Here is a 19578-nt window from a genome sequence, read left to right on the forward strand (position 1 = left end):
GGGAGAGTTGACTTGATTCTCCCGTTTTTCCTTTTCTGAATTCGCTATGAACGCTCGGCCATATTATCCGTCAACCTTTGGACATTAGACGCAGTCAGTTTTCGGACAATATAGGGCGGTAATAACAACAAGTATAGCGAGATACATGAAAGGTATATGATAGGTCAAATCACCAAAGAGGAGTTTTTGGAATGGTATCGAAATCCAAATAACTACAGACCGGAAAGCCCTTCAGCAAACCGAAGTCATAAATATGAATAATATGGAGGTGGCTAATGCCTACAGAAAAGGCGGATATTTTTACACTGGCTAGGTTTGGGAACTTGGAAACATTCAGGAGAACGCTTGATATTAGCGAAATAAATAAAAAGAGTGAGGGTGGTTCTAGCCTACTGCACTATGCTATCTCAGCTAGTAAGTTTGATATTGCGTCATTCCTTATTAATAATGGGATTGACTTAAACCTCACAAATTCTGATGAACAGACAGCACTCCATCTAATTTGTGTTAACCAAAGCATCTATGTTGCAAAAGAACTGTTGCAAAATAAGGTCGATATTAATATAAGGGATAGATTTGGTAATAACGCAATGTGGACGGCTGTATTTAATTGCAAGGGCATGAACTATGAAATGGTAGAATTATTGATGACCTTTAATCCCGATGTTATGACCAAGAATAATGCGGGTAGGTCACCCTTGGACTTTGCTATGCAAGTCGGCAATGAGAAATTGATAGATATTTTGCTAAAAAAATAACGTTATTACCAGCAACCTTGATTGGCTTCGCGCCTTTCAAGGTTTCTTCTTTTCGTGGGGACTATCCAGTACCGAACGAACTCATCATTCAGCCATGAATACGTACAACGTCGCAAATCCACCGCAGACAGGGTGACTTTGAACGGGTGACGGACGTACTGGAAAAGATGCGGGCAGCAGTGTTTCAGGCTCTGGCAAAGCGGGGATCGAACGGTGAGTTCATCGTCGCGGCAAATGACTGTAAAGGGCCTTTTAATTGTGCTTAATCTGGAGGTTCGTTGTTGCAGGAGAATCTCGCGGGGCGGTCGAAATGGAACATGATGGATATCAAGCGGTAACAATGGGGGTACGGGGATGTTTGAGTCGTGGGGGAATGTGTCGTTGGCTGCCAGTTTGGGGTCAATGACGGTGGCGTTGTTGTTTTTGGTGTTGTCGTTGAAGTGGGGGAAGATGATCAAGGGCGGGCTTTGGATGTTGGCTTTGGCTCTGGTGTTTCTCGGTGGGGCGGTGTTGGATAAGGACAATCTGTTGACTGGGAAGCGGCCGGTGCAGGCGGCGGTGCAGACGCAACCGGTGGCGGTAGAAGAGCCGCCGAAGGAGGAGGCTCCGGCGGACCCCGCACCTCCGGCTCCGGCCCCGGCTGCGCCGGCAGCAGCCGAGCCGGTGACCACTCCGGCACCTGCTCCTGTTGCGCAACAGCCTGCGCCGCAACCGGCTCCACAACAGCAGGAAGCGCCGCAACAAGCGATCGCGTCTGACAACATTACAGGGGATGAACCTCTCCAAAAAAATGAGAACGGCGTGTTCCGCGTCCGCAGAGGGCAGATGGGTGTGCTGGGCGAGTTTACAATTTACAATGGATATGGTGATCGGGTCGTGTATTATCCGGAGCGCGGGATCGGCTATTCGTTCAGCAAGGTGGTCGTAAACGGCCTCACCAAGGAAACGCGGGATCTCGCCAACCCGACCTACTCGGGCCCGATCAAGGAGCTCCGGGATGCGGAGGTGTCCGTGCCGCTGCTGGATCAGGTGCTGACCTTTTTGCCCGGCGAAGAGCATACGTTCCCGGTGCATCTGCAGGTCGCGCCGGAAGCACGCCTTGGCAAATATATGGCCTACGTGACGGTGAAACGGAAGCGGTCGGGTGATTTGGCGTTCGTTGAGAAGGAGATGCAGTTTGAGTTTGAGATCGTGGAATAACAGATAGAAGAAGAGACCTCGGAGAAGTTTCCGAGGTCTTTTTTTTCCTCTTTAGTTCAGCACCGGGAGCATTTCGACCATGTCGTCGTGGGCGTTGGTGATCAGTTTGAGGCCGAATTGCGCTTGGAGGACTTCCATGACGCCGGCGGAGACGAACTCCGGCGGTTTCGGGCCGATGCGGACGTCTTTGATGCCGAGGGAGAAGAGGCCGAGCAGGATGGCGACCGCTTTTTGTTCGAACCAGGACAGGACGATCGAGACCGGGAGATCGGCGACTTCGCAGCCGAGCGCGTCGGCGAGGCCCATCGCGATCTTGACGGTGGAGACGGAGTTGTTGCATTGACCGAGGTCGATGTAACGCGGGATGGTGCCGTCGATGGTGCCGAAGTCGATGTCGTTAAAGCGAAATTTGCCGCAGGAGGTGGTCAGGATGACGGTGTCTTGCGGCAGGGACGATGCCAACTCGCGGTAGTAGTTGCCGCCCGGACCCGGTGCGTCGCAGCCTGCGATGACGAAGAAGCGGCGGATCTTGCCGTCTTTTACCGCTTGCAGGATCTCGGGAGCGAGGCCGAGCACGGTCTCGTGGTGAAAGCCGGTGGTCAGGGTCAGTTCGGACGGGATGTCGACCGGAGCCAAGGACAGCGCTTTTTCGATCACCGGCGAGAAGTCGAGGTCGGTGATTTTCGCGACGCCTTCCAAACCGGCAGTCTCGTAGGTGAACATGCGGTCCGCATACGTGCCGCGAATCGGCATGACGCAGTTGGTGGTCGCGAGGATCGCACCCGGGAATTCTTCGAACAGGCGGCGTTGGTCAAACCAGGCTTTGCCGACGTTGCCTTTGAGGTGCGCGTATTTTTTCAACTGCGGATAGCCGTGAGCCGGGAGCATCTCGGAGTGGGTGTAGATGTTGATGCCTTTGCCTTCGGTCTGCTCCAGCAACGCTTCCAGTGCGTACAGGTTGTGACCGGTGACAAGGATGGAGCGGCCTTCGATTTTATTTTGCGAGACGGTGATCGGTTGCGGGATGCCAAGGTGCGTGGTGTGCGCTTTGTCGAGCAGTTCCATCACACGGATTGCAGCCGAGCCGACTTTCATCGCCATGTCGAGGTGTTCTTGCAGGTTGAAGTTGGAGTTGGTCAAGGTCAGGTAGAGCGCTTCGTGAGTGATCGCGTCGACTTCCGGGTCGATGTAGCCCAGTTGGCGAGCGTGCGTTGCGTAGGCTGCGATGCCTTTGAGCGCGAAGATGATGGTGTCTTGCAGGCTGGCGATCTCCTCATTTTTGCCGCAGACCCCGATGGTCTTGCAGCCGCCGTGCGGCGTTTGTTCGCATTGATGACAGAACATGTGTGATGCCTCCCTTTTTTCGTGCGATTTGATGTCTTCAGTATAGGAGGCAGGGAGGCACTTTCGATATCGGGAGATTCCCTGAATCGGGGAGGGGGTTTCCCTGAATGTGAAAAAAGCCCCTAGAAGGGGCTTTCCAACTCGCGCAACAACAAGGGCAACCGCCGTTCCAATGCGGCACGGTCGCCGATGCGCAGGACGGTCTCTTCGCTGATCTCGCCTTGGAGGAGTTTATAGTGTCCTTTGGCGAGAGACAGCAGGTGCAGATATGACTCGCCGAGAATCGCGCGACGCAGCTGCGCATCGCCGCCCGCATACCCGGCCAGATAGCCTTCCGCTGCGGCGGCGAGCACCGGGCGGTGCAGGTGAAAGTTGTGCTTCTGATAGCGCGGCGCGTCGTGGAGGAGCGGGAAGTAGACGCGGTAGAGATTGACCAGATGGCCCGCGAAGACAAGACCGCTGTAGAGATACGGGAAGGGGTCGATCACACCGACCCGGCCGTCGTGGAAGATCAGGTTTTCCGGTGAGACGTCGCGATTGGTCAGCGTGATCGGGTGCTGGTCGATGTTGCGCCGGGAGAGGACAGCGTGCAGGGTGGCAGAAACGCGCTCCCGGTCAAAGACGAGCGGAGAGCGCAGGAGGACTTCGAGTTCTTCGAGATGTTCCGCGTGCTCTTCGCGCAGGTTGTCGCGAGCGTCGCCTGTCAGCTTTCCTTGCAGGTAGGTGCCATTCCAAGTGATCGGGCCGAAGCCGGTCAGGTCGGTCGGGATCTCGTGCAGAGCGCGGAAAAAGTCACCGAGTTGCCGTCCGATCTCAAACGCCGACGCTTCCGTCCATTCGGAGAGGGGCAGGTGACGCCCGAGATAGGACTCGACGGTGTACGTCAGCTCCGGCGAGACGCGGAAGTGGTAGTCTGCCGGGCAGATGCCAGGGCGGGCTTGATTGGCCGTTTGATAGAAGAGACCGACAGTTGCATAGTCACCAGTCAGTGTCTGCTCGTCATAGACAAAGGGCTTGCCGTATGAAACTTTCTTTGGAAATCGCACGACCAGCTGTCGGTTGTCTTGCAGGGTCGCCAAATACGCTTCGTGCCACGCGCCTTCACCTAAAAAGCGCACGGCATCAGGCCCTGCAAGCGCGGGAAATCCGCACTCTCGCAAGGCCGATTGGACATGATCATAGCGTGACAATCAATGAAACCTCCTGAGGGACAGATCGAGTAACTGATCGGTGCATGCGGGGCGGGGAAAGCGGGCGGAACGCCAGCGGCAGCGATGAGTGCAGACAGGATGATCTTCTGGGTGCTGCTCATATGCTGCGCCTCCTGTAAGTAATTGGTTTTCTTATATCGAAAATCCTCCCATTGTATCTTGCCACTCTTTGGATGCATAATAAAAGCAGAGAGTCGAACGGTCAATTGATTGACTAGGAGAGGAGGAGTCCGAATTTGCGCATCGAACCTTGGAAGCGAAATCTGTGGGTGCTGTGGGGTGCGGTGCTGATCGCCTCTTCCAGCTACACGCTCAGCGTGCCTTTTTTGCCGCTGTATCTGATGGAATTGGGCGTGCCGGAAACTCAATTGGAACTCTGGGCGGCGGTGTCGTTTTCGATCACGTTCCTCATCGGGGCTTTGCTCGCGCCGTACTGGGGAGCACGAGCGGATCGGGAGGGTCGTCGCCGGATGATCATCCGAGCCGGGCTGTCGCTTGCGGTGGTGTATTTTCTCGGTGGTCTCGTCCAAAACGAGTGGATGCTGCTCGGCGTGCGCGTCCTGCACGGGATCGCGTCCGGCTTTATCCCAGGGGCGTTTGCGCTCGTCTCGACGAACATGCCGGAGGAAAAGATGGGCTACTCGCTCGGCTTGCTTCAGACGGCAGGAGCGACGGGCGGCATCCTCGGTCCGCTGTTCGGCGGCATGTTGTCGCATGCGTTCGGGATACGGCTGGCGTTTTTCTGCGCCGGATGGATCATCCTCTTGGCGACGTTGCTCGTGTGGAAGTTTGTGACGGAAGAAAAGAAAGGCACGGGCAAGGCAAAAGGAAACATCTGGGCGGACGTGCGAAGGGCTTGGACGCATCGGCAGTTGCTCTATGTGCTGTCGATCACCTTGGTCGTGCAGATGTCGGTGATGGCGATCGAACCGCTGCTCACCTTGTACATCGCCGACCTGCAAGGGGCGGAGGGAGCCGCGCTCGCCGCCGGGTTCGTGTTTTCGGTCGGCGGGGTGGCGACGATCCTCGCGGCGCCGGTCTTTGGCCGGATCGGGCAGAAGATCGGGTACCGCCGCATTTTGTTTCCGGCGTTGTTTCTCGCCGGGGTGCTGACGGCGGCGCAGATGTGGACGGACGGGATCTGGACGCTGACCGTCGTGCGGTTTGTCACCGGGCTGTCCATCGCGGGGGTGATGCTGGCGGTCAACGCATCGATTGTGGAACACACCGACGCACAGTTTCGCGGGCGAGCATTCGGGCTGTCGACCAGCGCCAATCACCTCGGCCTGATGATCGGTCCGCTGTTTGGCGGAGTGCTCGGCGGGGTGTTGCCGATCCAGGGTGTCTTTTTGATCACCGGCGTCGTGCTCTGCGGATGGGCCGTCTTTGCGGCAGTGCGAACGCGGACTAAATATGTGCCTGTCCTCGGACACTCGTCCACACCGAATCCCAACCTTCCTTCATAAGATAGAACAAACAGATGAAGTGAGAGGTGGAAGAACAAGATGAAGAAAAAGCGTGTCACCGCAAAGCGTGCATCGCGCGCTGCGAAACGGGTGCACAAAATCGACGGGCATCAAGTCTTTGCGCCTTTCGGTGGGCTTGGCGGATTTGGCGGCATCGGCGCGGGCGTGGGCGTGGGTGTCGGGGTCGGGGTCGGGGTCGGAGCCGGCATCGGAACAGGTTTCGGATTTGGCGGCCCGTTCGGGTTTGGCGGCCCGTTTGGGTTTGGCGGTGTCGGAGTCGGAGTCGGCGCGGGTATCGGCTATGGAATCGGAACCGGATTTGGATTCGGAGCCCCGCTCGGCTTCGGATACCGCCGTCCGTACGGAAGATTTCTCTTCTAACAGGCACGGACAGAATGCAATGGCAAGCAGATCACTCAGCCTCTGTAAAGAGGTTGGGTGATTTTGTTTTTATTAACTGTTTGTATTTGTAACGTTGTTGACCAGGTGTATTCATCTAACTTATAATTATTTATAAAGTCACTGGTTTGGGAGGGGGTGAAATTTTGTCAGTTCAGTTCTTGGATAATAAGTTATATAAAGAGATAAAGAAAATGCAATTAAATGCCGGCCTGCGATTTTTGGATCAGTATACGGTGCAAGTGATCTGCGATATCTTTTCGCGGCTCGATCTGTTTACAGACGGAGAGCGGCCGCACAGCATCGGCGAGGTGATCGCCTCCAAAGGGTATCAGGCAGAAGCGTCGACCAGACCGCTGGAGTTGATGTGCAAATGGCTGACATCGGCCGGTGTGCTGCGCGAGGAACTGCGAGGCGAGGTGCCTTGCTACGCGCCGGTGACCGAGATGCCAAGGCCCGATCTGGACAAGCTCGAGCAGCACATCATCGCACGCGGGTTCCCGGCGGGGACCAAGCTGTTGCGGATGGCGACGCAGCTTGCGGAGGCGGTATTTCGCGGCCAGAATGTCGGCGATCAGTTGTATGCGCCGGCGACGGTGCCCGACTGGCAGGCGTATTTCAGCCATCCGGGGATGCATATGCCGTCCAAGATCGCTGCACAGTATGTGACCGACCGACTGCGGAGGGGTGGCCGTCCGGTGCGGTTTCTGGAAGTCGGGGCCGGTTCGGCGTCGGGCACGCGGGCGCTGTACGAACTGCTCCGGGAACGGGGGGAACTCGATCTGGTCGAGCAGTTTGTCGTGACCGATGTGACAGACGGATTTGTGGAAGGGTCGCGGACGATCCTGCAGGGTCTCTATGGAGAGCAGAAGCAGTTTGTCTTTCGCAAATTGGATCTCAACGCGCCGATCCTCTCGGAGACTTTTGCGCCGGAGTCTGTCGATGTGATCCTTGGGGTGAACTGTCTGCACTATATCCGCGATGAGGGCGAGCAAGTGCCTCAACTCAAATCCTTGCTGCGCGAGGGCGGTCTGTTGATCTCCGCCGGGTTCCGCCGCAAGACGATGGACAAGCCGTTCCATATCGAGTTGCTCGGCAGTTTCTTCCGCGAGTACTGGGATGTGGTGATAGAGCCGGAGGTGCGCCCGGAGTTTGGCATCATGCCGCCGGGTCATTTTGCAAAGGGGCTCCAACACTTCGGATTCGCCGAGGTGGAGATCTGGCCGCAGCCGGACATGTGGGAACAGGAGTTGCCGCTGGATTTTTATTGCGGAGTTGTTGTTGGAAAAAACTAAAAATACAAAAAATAAAACGGGTAAAGGGGAAATTTAAAATGACGCAAGTAATGGCTCTGGAAGAACAGGTAAAAGCAATGATCATCGAACGTCTCGGGCTTGAGGTCGACGCGAGCACGGTGGATGTCGACGCCCCGATCTTTTCTTCGTTTGACGCAGAGGGCGAGGGCCTTGGTCTCGACTCGATCGACGCGCTGGAATTGGTCGTCGCGCTGAACGAGACGTTCGACATCCAAGTGGGTGACGAGGACATGGCGGTGTTCCGCTCGATTCAGACGATCGCCGACTTTATCCGCGAGAAAAAAGGCGAGTAAGGGCGATGGCGGCGTACAAGCATCGCGTTGTCTTGACGGGGCTTGGTGTTGTCGCTCCGAACGGAAACAACCGGGAGGCGTTTTACGAGGCCTTACGTGAGGGACGGTCAGGGCTTGGCGACGTGTCGCTGCTCGACATGTCTCTCTATCGGACGCAGATCGCCGGGGAAGTGGAATTGCAATTCTCCGAAGAGGTGGCGGCGACCGAACATAACTTTGACCGCACCGTGTCGCTGGCGTTCCAAGCGCTTGATGAAGCGCTGCTGGACGCCGGTCTGACGCGTGACGATATTGAGGGGATGGGCAACCGGGCGGGGCTGGCATTTGCCACTTCGCTCGGGGGCAACTCCCGGATGATGGAGCATATCAAACAGGAGTTGGCAGGCGAGGCTCCAGCGCCGGAGTGGTTGTCTGATCTGAATTTCTTTACGAATTTTGTGGCGCGCAAGGCGGGGATTCAAGGCCCGGTGTCCACGACCGCTTCGGCGTGTGCAGCCGGTTCCGCCTCGGCGGGGGTGGCGCTCGATATGATCCGCTTCGGCCGCGCCGATCTGATGGTGCTGGGCGGGGCTGATCCGTTGACCGACCTCTCCATTGGCGGTTTTCACTCGCTGAAGTCGCTGTCTCCAAACGGCTCGAAGCCGTTTGACCGCAACCGCGACGGGCTGGTGATCGGCGAGGGCTCGGCGATGTTCGTGCTGGAGCGGCTCGATCATGCGTTGGCGCGCGGGGCGCACATCTATGCGGAGATCCTCGGCTACGGCATCTCCAACGACGCCTATCACATCACGTCGCCGGACCCGGAGGGCGGCGGCGCGATCCGGGCGATGCGGATGGCGTTGGAAGATGCGGGCATTGAACCTGGCGATGTCGATTACATCAACGCGCATGGCACGTCGACGCTGGTCAATGACAAGATGGAGCTCGGCGCGATCACGGAGGTGTTCGGCGAGCATGCGTACTCTGTTGCGATCTCGTCGACAAAATCGATGACCGGGCATTGCCTTGGGGCTGCCGGCTCGATTGAACTGGCGACGGCGATGCTGGCGATCGACCGCAATTTCCTGCCGCCGACGGCGACACTGGACGACCCGGAAGAGGCGTTTGAAGGTTACAACCTGATCAAAAAGCAAGGGGAGGACGCACAAGTGCAAGTGGTGATGTCCAACTCGTTTGCTTTTGCCGGGAACGCGGCGTGTCTGATTCTCGCACGTCACGACAGGGGGAGATAGGATGCGGGAGTTGGATGCGGACGTGATCGTAATCGGTTCCGGGATCGGCGGCCTGTCGTTTGGCGGCTCGATTGCCAATAAAGGCTATAAGGTGCTGGTCTTTGAGGCGAGCCATGTGCCGGGCGGCTACTGCCAGTCGTTCGGACGCAAGGGCTACCGATTTATTACGTCGGTGCATAAGATCGGCGGGCACATCCCAAAGGAGATCATCAACCGTTACATGCGGACGGTCGGCGATGAGGAGCCGATTGACTGGTATGACTTTGACGAGTATCTGCGCGTGGGGCCGGAGTTTCGTGTCAACTCCGGCTCGCATGATTTGGAGCAGATCCTCATCGAGGCGTTCCCCCATGAGAAAGCCAACATCGTACGTTTTTTCACCGACATGGATGTGTTTTTGAGCGAATTTTTGTATCTTCAGCGCTATAAGAATAACTTTTCCAATTTCAATCCGCGCCACATCCGCAATTTTATGAAATTTACGCGGATCACAATGGAGCAGATGCTTGACCTGTATTTTGAAGATCCCAATCTGCGCGCCTGCGTGTACGCACTCGCCGATGGACGCCCCGGGCATTTTGCTTTGGAGATGGTCGTGACGCTGAAGTTTGGCGAAGGACCGGTGTCTGTGCCGGTCGGCGGGGTGGAAGTACTGCTGGAGCGCTTCTTGAAGATCATCGAGAAAAACGGAGGTCGCCTGCTCATGCGGTCGCCGGTGGAAAAGATCCTCGTCGAGGAAGGGCGAGCGGTCGGGGTCGAGGTGAACGGGCAAACGTATTACTCCCGCTATGTCGTCTCGAATGCGGACATCCGCACGACCTATGCCGATCTGATCGGGGAAGAGCATCTGCCTGCTCCCTTTCTCAACAAACTGCTCAAAAAGTGGCGTCCGAGTTCGTCCTGCTTTGGCATCTGGCTCGGACTGGATTCCCCCATTGAGACGTTTGGATGGAGCGGGGAGAATGTGAACTATTTCCGTTCGTTTGACCGACTGTTTGAGCTGAAGGCCGATCTGATCAAGAACGGCGGGACGTTGCCAAGCGATACGGGGTGCTTTATCGGAACGTCGGCGTCGAAAGATCCGCTGCTGACTCCGGCCGGGATGTCGCAGGTGACGATCGGGGTGCCGATCGCCAGCGATTATGAGAACGGCTGGGGTGTGGACGAGAACGGCAAGCGAGGGAAGCGGTACCGCGAGACGAAACAGCGCGTGGCCGACCGGTTGCTCGACGTGGCGGAGGACCTGTTGCCAGGTCTGCGCGATCACGTCTCGGTGATGGAGATCGGCACGCCGCTGACGTATGAGCGGTACTCGCGCAATCGAGGCGGGGCGTATCTCGGCTTCAGCGTGGTGCCCGATTTTTCGATGGACAAGGACCGCCCGGAGTCGCTGGGCAAACTGCCCGGTCTGTTTATCTCCAGCAACTGGAGCACGACAGGCGGCGGTGTGATCAACATCATGATGGAAGCGATGAAAGGTGTCGACACGCTGCTTCGGATGGACGGGCGTGACGACTTCTATGAGTTTGATGAACAGCAAGTGTTGCCAAAGCTCGAATCGGCGATGAAAGTCGCGGTTCCGCAGTAAGGCAGGAGGATGCAGCCGATGTATGATGTGATCGTGTTGGGCTCGGGGTTGACCGGGCTTGCGGCAGCGGCGTTGCTGGCTCGGGATGGTCAGCGCGTGCTGCTGATCGGCGATGGGCAGGAAGCGGAGGCGGAGGCGTGCTTTCCGCTGTATCACAATGATGCCGAGCAAGGGGTGCTGGCGATGCTGCTCGACCGATTGGGCGCGGACGTGACGCGCACGCCGTTGCCGGTGATCGACCGCATCCTGTTGCCGGGATCGGGTGTGGAACTGCGGCGTCCGCGTGTGTTTGCCGCGTATCGCGAGGAGTTGGAGCAGCGCTACCCGGAGGCGAGAGACGCGCTGGCGAAATACTTCGATGTCGTCGAAGGGCTCGGACGCGAGTGGCTGGGCGTGCTGGCGGGCGACCTGCGGATGGTGCCGCAGGATGTGCCGTATTGCATGCGCTATTTTTCGCTGACCTATGCCAAGTTTGTGCAGAAGACGTGCGGAGAGTACCCGCAGCTGGCCGCCGTGCTGTCGGCAGGATTGCCAACTGCCGATACGGCGTTGACGGTGATGGCGGGCTATCTGTATGGGCAGGTGTTCGATGCGTGTGTGCTCGATGGCGGATTGCCGGCTGTCAGGCGAGCGCTCGATGAGGTGCTGGAGAGGTACGGCTGCGAGCGGGTCACGACGCGGGAGCCTGTCGAGCTGTTGCCGGCAGCGGAGGGGCTCGGCGTGCGGTTCGCAGACGGGAGCGTCTGCCGGGCTGGCTGCCTGCTCGATACGCGCGGTGACGGGGAGGAGCCGGGTCCGGCCGATGCCAGGCTGTCGTTTTTCTCGGTGTTGATCGTGTTGCAGGAACCGATGACCCGGTTGCCGGGGGCGGAGGTGTGGCACGTGTTGCCTGAGAGGGATGTCAGCGGGATGCTCAGCGCTTTGGAAACGGGCGATCTGCCGGACGAGGTGCCGCTCGTGCTGTGGAACCCGGATGCCAGAGCGGGGCTCGCGGAAAAAAGGCGGTTGCGGATCGATGTGCCGGTCGCCGCGTTGGGGTCGGAGGCTGCGTACGATGAGCTGCTCGGGAAGGTGATGGCACAGGCGGAATCATGCCTGCCCGGGCTCGGTGCACGCATCGCGTCAGTCACAGCGGTGACACCGGAGGAGCACGGACGGCAGACTGGCTGGGACGGCGGCAGCGGCACCCGCTGGGCGTTTTCGGTGAAGCGGGTGATGAAGGACCCGCTGAACATGGAAACGCAGCGGACACAGCTGTATGACACGAAACAATGGGGATTTGCTTGGTTTTCGGCGGCGTATGTCGCGGCCCGGCAGATCCGGCTGCAAGGGAACAGGCCGCTGGCCGAATCTTGAGAGGAAGGGATGTGCCCGCGTGCAATTGCAATTGGCGTTACGCAACCTGACGCGCCGCAAGAGCCGGACGATTCTCACCGCGATCACGATCATGCTCGGGGTGATGATGATGTTGCTGTCGATCGGCTACAACAATGGGATCGACAAGCAGATGACCGATCTGGTCACGCGCAATCTGACGGGCGATCTGCTCGTTCAGCCGCAGGATGCGAAGTTCTACGACGTGTTCAAACCGGCGAAAGCAAACGGTCCGGTGATCCCGTCGCTGGCAGACACCCGCAGCAAACTGGGTGCGGTCGAAGGCGTGGAGCAGGTCGCTCCGCGCAACCGTGTCGGCGGACTGATGCGCACGTCAGAGAGCGATGTCGGGCTGATCATGATCGGGGTGCTCGCAGATGCGGAGGCCGCATTTAACAAGCATCTGCAGGTGATCGAAGGCGAGAGTCTGTCCGCCTCGGCTCCGCAAGGCGTGTTGATCTCCGACACGATCGCAAAGGAGCAAAAATTGAAGGTCGGCGATACGGCCGTCTGGACGTCCAGTGACAAAAACGGCGCGATGCAGGAGAAGCAGCTGACGATTCGCGGCATCTATGAAGGCGATGCATACACGTCAAACCAACTCTTCGCCGGGATCGGTCTGTCGCAGCAAGTGCTGGGGCTGAAAGCGGACGAGGCGCAGGAACTGGCTGTGATCCTCAAAGAGAACAGCGATACAGAAGCGGCCAAGACGGCTGTGGCAGACGCCGCGAAGAGCGGGTCTCTGCCTGTGCAGGTCTTTACGTGGCAAGAAAAAGGCGGCTTTTTCTCCGGCATCGTCTTGGGCAATGGGGTGTCGTTTGGCGTAATGGTCGGAATTTTATTTGTCGCGATCATCTTTGGCCTGATGAACTCGGTGGTGATGACGATCAAGGAGCGCACCGGCGAGATCGGCGCGATGATGGCGATGGGCACGCCGGGAGGGCAGATCCTGCGTCAACTGATGCTGGAGCAAACTTGGCTGACCGGGATCGCTGCTCTCATCGGCATCGGCCTCTCCTACGGCCTGATCTCGTGGCTCGGTCAAGTCGGCATTCCGGCGCCCGCACCGGCCATCGAGTTTGCATTTGGCGGCAAGGCGCTGTATCTGACGATCAGTTGGGTACATCTCGCACTCACGTTTGTGACTGCGCTGGCGGTGGCTTTGCTGGCGACGTTGTTCTCGGGGTATAGCATCGTACGGATGAAGCCGGTCGATGCGCTGCGGGAACTTTCCTGAGGAGGAGTAGGATTTGAGATCGATCATAGGGATGGCCTTTCGCAACATCTTCCGTCAGAAGCGTCGCACGTTCTTGCTGGGGATCTCCATCGTGCTGGGCACGTTTGTGTTGATCCTCGGCCTGTCGTTTGTTGACGGGATACAAAAGCAACTGTTTGAAAATATGCTGGTGCAACAGACGGGGCACTTTGTCGTCCATCACGAGTCGCATCCGGTCGACTCGTCGCCGATGGCGAAACCGGACACCGATCTCGACCACGCGTTGAGCGATGATGCGGCTTTGGAAAAAGAGATCGCCGGGATGCCGGGCATCGAACGGGTGATCAAGCAGACGACGTTCGCCGGCTCGCTGGCGAACGAATCAGGGGTCTCGGCGGTGACGGTGATCGGTCAGTCGGGGATGAACGGTGAGCCGTTGGCCGACATCGTGAACGCGACGGCCGCGTCTTCCGATCCAAAAAGTGAAGGGCTGTATCTGCCGAAGTCGCTGAGCGAGGAACTGGACTTGTCTGTCGGCGATGAGGTGACGCTGTTTGTCCGCAACGACGCGGGCGAGATGCGGCAGGAATTATTTGCTGTCAAAGGGGTTTTCGACTCGGTGGCTCCGTGGCTGAGCAGCAACGCGTACATCTCGCTGGAGCGGGCTCAGCAAATGCTCGGCAGCGAAGGCAAGAGCATGGAGTGGCTGGTCTACGGTGAAAAGAGCGCGGACCTGGCAGCGCTGGAAGCGGCGCTCGACTCCAAAACGGCGGCGAAAAGCGGCTGGCAGGTCGCGACGGCTGAGGAAGCGGGCGGGTTTTACGCGGGGGCGACGCTGGGGTTTAAGGCGTTGCTGATCGTGAATCTCTCGTTGATTTTCATCGTCGTGGCGATGGGGATGACCAACCTGATGCTGATGGCATCGCTGGAGCGCACCAAAGAGATCGGCACTCTGCTGGCTCTGGGCACTCCGCGTGCAAAAGTGGCATGGCTGCTGATCTTGGAAGCGTTGATCATCGCTCTGCTGGCGACGGCTGTCTCGGCGGTGCTCGGGGTGGCGACCGTTTCGTGGCTGGGGTCTGTCGGCATTGATCTGCAGGTGGAAGCGATGAAATACAGCATCGGCGGGACGAAAGTGTACCCGGTGCTGTCGGTGACCAATCTGCTGCTGACGCTCGGTGTCGTGACGGTCGTGATCTTCCTCGCGGCGCTGTATCCGGCGGTGAAAGCGTGCCGCTGGTCGCCGATCCGCGCGTTGCGCGGGCAGTATTAGGAGGGGTGACAGGTGTATCGACCGTTTGTGATCGAGATCGTCCCGCGCTTTAGTGACACCGATGCGTATGGGGTGGTCCACCACAGCAATTATTACAAGTGGATCGAGGAAGCCCGCTTTGCGTTTACCCGCGAGGTGTTGCAGTTTGAGATGCAGGACTTCGAAGAGCGGGGCTTGCGTATTTTCGTGCTGGAGAGCTCCTGCAAGCATAAAGTTCCGGTGCGCTACGGTGACCGCCTGCGGGTCGAGTTGTTGATCACGATCAGCAAGGTGGCGAAGTGGGTGTTCCACTATCGCGTCGTCAACGCGGTGACCGGGCACCTGCATGCAGAAGCGATGACGTCGCACGCCTATGTGACGCCGGACGGCAAGATGCTGCTCAACCACCCGCAGTGGCTCTGGGAGCGGGTCGAGCGGGCGTTGGAGGAAGATCCGGGCAAGTATGTGAAGGACGTGCAGCGGTGAGGGGAGAGACATCAATGGCGAAGGCAGTCTTGAAAGTGGAAGATGTGAGAAAGGAATTTGTGCTCGGCTCTCATCGGCAGACGGTGCTCAAAGGGGTGAACATCGAGGTGCTTTCAGGTGAGTTCGTCGCGCTGGCCGGTCCGTCCGGATCGGGCAAGTCTACGCTGCTCAACCTGATCGGCTGCCTCGACGTGCCGGACGGCGGCTCCATCGAGATCGACGGGGTGGAGGTCGGCCGGCTCAGCGCGAAGGAGCAAGCGCGCATCCGGCGGGAAAAGATCGGCTTTGTGTTCCAAAATTTCAATCTGCTGCCGGTCTTGACGGCTGCTGAAAACGTCGAGTACCCGCTGACTCTGCTCAAAGTGAGCGCAGCGGAACGCAAAGAGCGAGTGCGCAAAGCGCTCGATGTGGTCGGTCTCACGGAGCACATGCACAAGCGCCCGACGGAGATGAGCGGCGGGCAGCAGCAACGCGTCGCGATCGCCAGAGCACTGGTGACGGAACCGACGGTGATCCTCGCCGATGAGCCGACGTCGCATCTTGATCAGGAAAACAGCGAGATTGTCGTGCGCCTGATGCAGCGGCTCTCCCGGGAGGAAGGCGTGACGTTTCTGTTCACGACGCATGATCCGGGCGTGATGGCGGAGGCGAGTCGGGTGATTCGGCTGCGCGACGGGCTGATCGACGCTGGAGCAGCGTCCGAAGCGGCGGCTGCCTCTGCCGTAGACGGGAACTAGGAGGCGGGATCGATGAGCACACCGCGTTATACCTTTCCCCGCCTGATTCAGTTCGGGCAGCCGACGGAACCTGTCTGGCTGAGCGGGGTGCGCAACAAATTGGCGGCGGACGGACTGATGCTCAGTTCGCCGCTGCTGCTGTTGCTCTGTCAAGGGCTGGATTTTTATTATCGCAGCGCGCGTTCCTTGCAGGCGCAGGAGGGACTGCTCGCCATCTCCGGCAAGAGCACGATGCTGTGGGCCAATCTGTCCGCGACGCTCGGGTTTTATTTGGAGGACTACCGGATGCGGAACCTCGATCATTTACGAGAAGAGATCAACCGCAATGTGATGATGCGGGTGTCGCCGCCGATGATCGAAATGGACGGGGTGCTGATGCTGGCAGCCGGGCTGGCCGACGAAAAAGAGTCGGTGATGCTGATTCATCCTGAAAAGAATGAATATTTTAAAGTTTCCTACGAAGAACTGGGGAAGCGGGGGATCGAGACATCCCGTTTGCCAGGCAGCGAAGGGCAGACCGGGGTGCGATGGCTGATGATCAATTCGCCGTCGTTTGCCAAGCCGGTCTTTCCGCCGCTGCATCAGGCGGTGCGGTCGGCGCTGGAAGTGTGGGCGCATCGCACGTTGCACATGCCGGATCTGCCGGAGACGTTCCGTCTGACGGGGCGGCAGGCGTATGCGGTATGGGCAGAGGATCTGCGCGAACTGGCGACGGGCAAGGCGGGCTGGCAGCGGCAGGTGGAGCAGGTGCTGGCGATGTCGAGAGCGGATTTCGGCCCGGCATGGGGGCGCGATCTGTGGGCGGCCGCGTTGCGGGAAGCACAGTCGTTGATCGGGACAAGCCTGGAACCGGTGATTGCGAGCTATGAGCGGTCTGCGGACATGTGGGTGGAGTGGACGGCCCGACTGGCGGCGGTGGAGCAGGACGCACCGGAGCGGTTGGCCGAGGCGGCCGATCTGTTTGACGATCTCGCGTCGCGGGAACTGGAAGCGGCGGGGCTGCTGACCCTGATGCTGACCGGTGAAGAGTTGCGCGAGACGGTGTGAATGGAGGAGAGGGGGCAAGGGTGGATGGTGTTGCTGGAGGATTTTCAACATCGGCTCAGCGTGACGTGCCGAGCGGGAAACATCCGCGATGTGCTGGCTTATAAAGGCCACTCGATGTCGGAGGCGATGGTGTTTGGCGTCGCCAACTCGCTGTCGTTTTATTATGTGTTGCCTGACGAGACTTTGGAGCGGTCGGAGTACGTGCTGATCTCGGGCAATTCACACCTCGGTCTCGAAGATGTGGCGAGCAATCTGTCGCTCAGCTACGAGACGTGGCTGCCGGAAAGCGAAGAGCAGAAGTGGAAGCATGTCCGCGAACTGCTGGAGGCGGGGCATCCGGTGTTTATGGACGCGGTGCTCTCGATGTACATGCACCATCTGCGGGCGACGCCGCTGTTTGGAATGGGCGGCAGTGCGGCGGAGCGAGAGGGGTTTGTCTCGAACTGGGACGACATGTTCTCCCGGCTGCAGATTCCGGCGGGGACGCATCTGGCGGTGGTGATCGGGCTGGATGAGGAGAAGGGCGAAGCGTATATCATCGAAAATAATTTGAGCGGCATCCAGACGGTGCCGATCCGCGTGCTGGCAGAGGCGAGCAATCCGAAGATGGATGTGACGCTGCATCCTCAGGGGCGATATTCCATCTACAACATCCCGCAAGAGCTGCCCGCGCTGGCTCAGACGATCTCGCGAGCGATCCCGATGACGATGCAAAGCTTCCTTGGTGGTGACTTCCCGTGGCGGGGTATCGGCGCGCTGGATCGGCTGGCTCGCGATCTGCGGCATTGGCCGGAGATGTTGCCGATGGAGTTCGTGGAGAACTCCATGCACATGATCTATTACGTGTCGGAAGTGGCGAGCGGCGGCGGACTGTATCGCCGTCTGTACAGCCGCTATTTGAAAGAAGCGGCCGCGATCTGCGGTGATGACCGGCTTGCGGCCGTGTCGAAAGAGTATCAAGTGTTGGCGAAGCAGTGGCGCACGTTTACGAAGGGGCTGTCAGACGGAGCGGGGAGAGCGGCGGAGACTTTGCGCTCGGAGTCGCTCAACGATCTGATCGGCGAGATCGCCGCACAGGAGCGCAAAGCGGCGGAGACGCTCGCGGAGTGGCTGCCGGGCGGGGAGTTGGCACGATGAAGCGGTTGGACGATTTTATCGAAGTGAACCGGCTCGGTTCGCATTGCGGGTCGTCCGCGTTGCGGGTGATCATGCAGGGCAACGGGTATGACTTGTCGGAGGATATGTGCCTCGGGCTCGGGAGCGGCCTCGGTTTTATTTATCAGCGTTATCTGACGGTGGACTATTACTTTTTCACCGGCCGCAACGAGAGCTTGCAGGAAAATCTGGCGGGGGTGCTCGGCGCTCGTCTGGAAGCAGGCCGCACAGATGACCCGGAGGTGGGCTGGTTGCAGGCGAAAGAGCTGGTCGACGCGGGCATTCCGGTGATGCTCGATCTCGACATGATGTACCTGCCCTATCTCGTGGAGCATGCCAAACTGGACAGGCCGTTTCATTTCGGCCTGCACAATGCGATCCTCGTCGGCTATGACCAGAGCAGAGGGACGGCTCTGTTGCTCGACTATCTCTGGCGGGAACCGAAGGAAGTGCCGATGGAGCAACTGACCGCCGCCCGCAACTCGCAGACGGCGCCGATCAAGCCGGAAAACGCGTGGAAGGCGCTGATCATGCCGATGGAAAAGCGCGACCTGCACACGGCCGTTCGCGAGGCGATCGACTTGAACGTCCATCGGATGCGCTATCCGTTTGCGTTTAAGATGGGTCTGCCGGGACTGAAGATGTTTGCCCGGGAAATCAGGAAGTGGCCGGAGCAGATGACGCCGGATGAACTCATGAACAACGCCTACATGGCAGCCGAGTTGTTTGAGCGGATCGGCACGGGCGGGGGGAATTTCCGTCGGATGTATGCGCGGTTTTTGAAAGAGGTGTACTGGCTGACGGGACAGGAGATGTATCAGGATTGTTCTGCGGCGTATATGGAGTTGTTCCGCAGATGGCGTCGCGTCGGCAAGCTGTTCGAGGAGGCGGCTGCTGATCCCCGTCAAGGGATCTTTGCAGACGATCCGGCTGTGGATGAGGAACTGCGTGAATTGGTCGATCTGGAGTATGCGGCGATCGATCGCTTGGAGTTGGCTGTTCGCTCTTACTAGATCAAGGGGGTAATCAGGGAATGTTGGGTATGCAGGAAATCATGCGGGCCTTGCCGCACCGCCATCCGTTTCTGATGGTGGATCGCATTGTGGAAGCGGTACCGAACGAGCGATCCGCCGGGTACAAGCACATTTCGGTCAACGAACCGTGGGCTGCCGGACATTTTCCGGACGAGCCGGTGTTTCCCGGCGTGCTGATCATCGAGACGATGGCGCAGATCGGCGGGTTTGTCTTTTGGACGGAGGAAGGCGGCACGAACCAACTGCGCGGCTATCTGAGCGGCGTGGACAAGGTCAAATTTTTGCGTCCGGTGCTGCCGGGTGACACGCTGCATGTCGAGGCCAAATTTGTCGCGCGCGTCGGGCAACTCGCACAGGTGAAATGCGAGGCAAAGGTCGGCGGTGAACTGGTGGCGTCTGCGGTGGTCTCCTATGCGTTCAAAGGGGCCGGAGCGTGACGATGTGCGGGACGAATTTGATAAAAAAGGGGG

At 58.7% G+C, this 19578-nt stretch carries 19 protein-coding genes and 1 pseudogene; 18 read left to right on the forward strand and 2 right to left on the reverse strand.

The features are described from left to right. Positions 1-135: 135 nt before the first annotated feature. From OS242_RS17660 to OS242_RS17670, 3 genes and pseudogenes are all read left to right on the forward strand, one after another. Positions 136-261, forward strand: a pseudogene (locus OS242_RS17660) (GH-E family nuclease); the annotation flags it as partial. Between the two features lie 14 nt (positions 262-275). Then, positions 276-758 carry an ankyrin repeat domain-containing protein gene (locus OS242_RS17665; protein ID WP_267153025.1) on the forward strand — a complete coding sequence of 161 codons (483 nt, stop codon included), beginning with the start codon at positions 276-278 and terminating at the stop codon, positions 756-758. A gap of 354 nt (positions 759-1112) precedes the next feature. Further along, positions 1113-1958 (forward strand): hypothetical protein, encoded by an 846-nt coding sequence (locus OS242_RS17670; RefSeq protein ID WP_267153026.1) that lies wholly within the window; start codon positions 1113-1115, stop codon positions 1956-1958. A 51-nt stretch (positions 1959-2009) separates the two neighbouring features. Here OS242_RS17670 and hcp read toward each other — a convergent pair whose 3' ends face one another. Together hcp and OS242_RS17680 are read right to left on the reverse strand one after the other, a co-directional pair. Continuing rightward, positions 2010-3302 (reverse strand): hydroxylamine reductase, encoded by a 1293-nt coding sequence (gene hcp / locus OS242_RS17675; RefSeq protein WP_267153027.1) that lies wholly within the window; start codon positions 3300-3302, stop codon positions 2010-2012. A 122-nt stretch (positions 3303-3424) separates the two neighbouring features. After that, entirely contained in the window at positions 3425-4492 is a 1068-nt protein-coding gene (locus OS242_RS17680; protein WP_267153028.1) for a phosphotransferase, read from the reverse strand. Positions 4493-4749: 257 nt separating this feature from the next. On the opposite strand from OS242_RS17680, the gene OS242_RS17685 reads away from it, so the two are divergent. From OS242_RS17685 to fabZ, 15 genes are all read left to right on the forward strand, one after another. Next, the gene (locus OS242_RS17685; protein ID WP_267153029.1) at positions 4750-5979 is read left to right on the forward strand and encodes an MFS transporter; all 1230 of its coding nucleotides are present in this window, start codon (positions 4750-4752) and stop codon (positions 5977-5979) included. Positions 5980-6018: 39 nt separating this feature from the next. Next, positions 6019-6360: a hypothetical protein gene (locus OS242_RS17690; protein WP_267153030.1), complete on the forward strand. Its 342-nt coding sequence runs from the start codon at positions 6019-6021 to the stop codon at positions 6358-6360. A gap of 212 nt (positions 6361-6572) precedes the next feature. Continuing rightward, a complete protein-coding gene (locus OS242_RS17695) occupies positions 6573-7673 on the forward strand; it encodes a class I SAM-dependent methyltransferase (RefSeq protein WP_267153031.1) in 1101 nt (366 codons plus the stop codon). Between the two features lie 38 nt (positions 7674-7711). Then, positions 7712-7987, forward strand: a complete 276-nt coding sequence (locus OS242_RS17700) for an acyl carrier protein (protein ID WP_267153032.1) — start codon at positions 7712-7714, stop codon at positions 7985-7987. Positions 7988-7992: 5 nt separating this feature from the next. Beyond that, complete coding sequence (locus OS242_RS17705) at positions 7993-9219, forward strand: beta-ketoacyl-[acyl-carrier-protein] synthase family protein (protein WP_267153033.1); 1227 nt, start codon at positions 7993-7995, stop codon at positions 9217-9219. Position 9220: 1 nt separating this feature from the next. Further along, a complete protein-coding gene (locus OS242_RS17710; protein WP_267153034.1) occupies positions 9221-10807 on the forward strand; it encodes a phytoene desaturase family protein in 1587 nt (528 codons plus the stop codon). Between the two features lie 18 nt (positions 10808-10825). After that, entirely contained in the window at positions 10826-12163 is a 1338-nt protein-coding gene (locus OS242_RS17715) for an FAD-binding protein (RefSeq protein WP_267153035.1), read from the forward strand. A 19-nt stretch (positions 12164-12182) separates the two neighbouring features. Continuing rightward, positions 12183-13418, forward strand: a complete 1236-nt coding sequence (locus tag OS242_RS17720; protein ID WP_267153036.1) for an ABC transporter permease — start codon at positions 12183-12185, stop codon at positions 13416-13418. Positions 13419-13431: 13 nt separating this feature from the next. Then, entirely contained in the window at positions 13432-14670 is a 1239-nt protein-coding gene (locus tag OS242_RS17725) for an ABC transporter permease (RefSeq protein ID WP_267153037.1), read from the forward strand. Positions 14671-14682: 12 nt separating this feature from the next. Next, positions 14683-15135, forward strand: a complete 453-nt coding sequence (locus OS242_RS17730) for an acyl-CoA thioesterase (RefSeq protein WP_267153038.1) — start codon at positions 14683-14685, stop codon at positions 15133-15135. A 14-nt stretch (positions 15136-15149) separates the two neighbouring features. Continuing rightward, positions 15150-15872 (forward strand): ABC transporter ATP-binding protein, encoded by a 723-nt coding sequence (locus OS242_RS17735; protein WP_267153039.1) that lies wholly within the window; start codon positions 15150-15152, stop codon positions 15870-15872. Between the two features lie 12 nt (positions 15873-15884). After that, a complete protein-coding gene (locus tag OS242_RS17740) occupies positions 15885-16919 on the forward strand; it encodes a DUF4872 domain-containing protein (RefSeq protein WP_267153040.1) in 1035 nt (344 codons plus the stop codon). A gap of 24 nt (positions 16920-16943) precedes the next feature. Then, positions 16944-18056 (forward strand): BtrH N-terminal domain-containing protein, encoded by a 1113-nt coding sequence (locus tag OS242_RS17745; protein WP_267153041.1) that lies wholly within the window; start codon positions 16944-16946, stop codon positions 18054-18056. After that, positions 18053-19087: a BtrH N-terminal domain-containing protein gene (locus tag OS242_RS17750; protein ID WP_267153042.1), complete on the forward strand. Its 1035-nt coding sequence runs from the start codon at positions 18053-18055 to the stop codon at positions 19085-19087. The genes OS242_RS17745 and OS242_RS17750 overlap by 4 nt, the downstream gene beginning before the upstream one ends. A 20-nt stretch (positions 19088-19107) precedes the next feature. Then, a complete protein-coding gene (gene fabZ, locus OS242_RS17755; RefSeq protein ID WP_267153043.1) occupies positions 19108-19545 on the forward strand; it encodes a 3-hydroxyacyl-ACP dehydratase FabZ in 438 nt (145 codons plus the stop codon). Positions 19546-19578: the final 33 nt, after the last annotated feature.

Source organism: Tumebacillus lacus, from assembly GCF_026410385.1.
Taxonomy (GTDB): domain Bacteria; phylum Bacillota; class Bacilli; order Tumebacillales; family Tumebacillaceae; genus Tumebacillus; species Tumebacillus lacus.